Genomic DNA, 231 nt, shown 5'->3' with positions numbered 1-231 from the left:
TCCTACCTCGTCGCCAACACCGGCAACACCACCCTGACCGGCGTGGCCGTGACCACCACCGTCTTCACCGGCACCGGAACACCCACCGCCATCAATTGCCCCGTCACGACCCTGGCCCCGCAGAACTCCACCACTTGCACCAACACCTACACCGCCACCCAGGCCGACATCAACACCGGAAGCATCGTCAACACCGCCACCGCCACCGGCACACCACCCACCGGACCCGCC

At 67.1% G+C, this 231-nt stretch carries 1 protein-coding gene; it reads left to right on the top strand.

The window, feature by feature from the left end:
* Positions 1 to 231 (top strand): DUF7507 domain-containing protein (locus ACLQ2R_RS39720; protein WP_425966571.1); only part of this gene is annotated, 231 nt, incomplete at both ends.

Source organism: Streptosporangium sp. DT93 (assembly GCF_049844535.1).
Taxonomy (GTDB): Bacteria; Actinomycetota; Actinomycetes; order Streptosporangiales; family Streptosporangiaceae; genus Streptosporangium.
Note: the sequence above shows the minus strand (reverse complement) of the source record. Positions and strands in the feature narration are given on the sequence as shown.